2 protein-coding genes are annotated in these 960 nt (G+C 64.6%); both read left to right on the top strand.

Annotation, left to right across the window (positions count from 1 at the left end; translation table 11 throughout):
• A partial coding sequence (locus ACFQ2S_RS24690; RefSeq protein ID WP_386079402.1) for a hypothetical protein occupies positions 1-210 on the top strand: 210 nt, incomplete at its 5' end.
• Positions 207-960: NDP-hexose 2,3-dehydratase family protein (locus ACFQ2S_RS24685; RefSeq protein ID WP_386079400.1), on the top strand; the 754-nt coding region annotated here is incomplete at its 3' end. The genes ACFQ2S_RS24690 and ACFQ2S_RS24685, both read left to right, overlap by 4 nt.

The raw sequence follows: 960 nt of genomic DNA, 5'->3' as shown, positions 1-960 counted from the left end.
GGCGCCCCTGCGACAAGGTCGCAAGGGCAGGAGACGAAAGCGCAGATCGACCGCGACACCGGGTTGAACCTGTCAGAGATCGACAAGGCGGCGCGCAAGCTCTCGCCGGTCCTTCTGAACTGGCTCCTGAGGAACCGGACGGGCGCGACACTTGGGCACCAGCCACGGCTCGAAGACATGGTGTCCTACGCCCGCGGTGTGATGCAATGACGGATGAGGCGAACGCGATCCGGAACTGGCTCGGCGAGGTCCGTGCCAACAGTCATCTGCTGCTTGACAGGGTTGCGTTGCGTGAATGCTCCCGATGGCTCTATCGCGACGGGGAGCTGCATCACGCCACCGGGAGATTTTTCTCGATCGTCGGGCTCGCGGTGAACAACGTCGGGATGGCAAGGCACGGACGCCAACTCGCCATGATCGACCAGCCAGAGGTTGGCTGGCTGGGCTTCATCATACGACGCACCTCTCACGGGATAGATTGGCTGCTTCAGGCCAAGACCGAGCCCGGCAACATCGATGCGACACAGCTCGCTCCGTCACTCCAGGCCACCCGCAGCAACTACACCTGCGTCCACGGCGGGCTCCCGACCCGCTTTCTCGACCTGTTCCGTGGGGCGACGGCCTTCGTGTCAGACGGGCCGCATTCCGAGCAAGGCACCCGGTTTCTCTGGAAGTTCAACCGAAACAGCGTTCTGATCCTGCCGGAAGGTGACACGCCCGACGTCTCCGGGCTGGAGCATTGGAACTGGTGCTCCTCCGGCTCGATCCGAGACCTCCTGGCTGAAGACTACAGCGTGAATACCGACGCGCGCTCGGTGATCGCTACCGCGCCCTGGGCCTTGCTGGCCGAGGGTGGGCTCCTGTTCTCCGCCCCGGTCCTGGCCGCGTCCTACGGGCAAGCCGTTCAGCCGAAGGAAATTGACGCCCTGCTGGACCGGATCGCCCCGATCCCGCAGGCGC

Source organism: Tropicimonas aquimaris (assembly GCF_042676185.1).
Lineage (GTDB): Bacteria > Pseudomonadota > Alphaproteobacteria > Rhodobacterales > Rhodobacteraceae > Tropicimonas > Tropicimonas aquimaris.
Note: the sequence above shows the minus strand (reverse complement) of the source record. Positions and strands in the feature narration are given on the sequence as shown.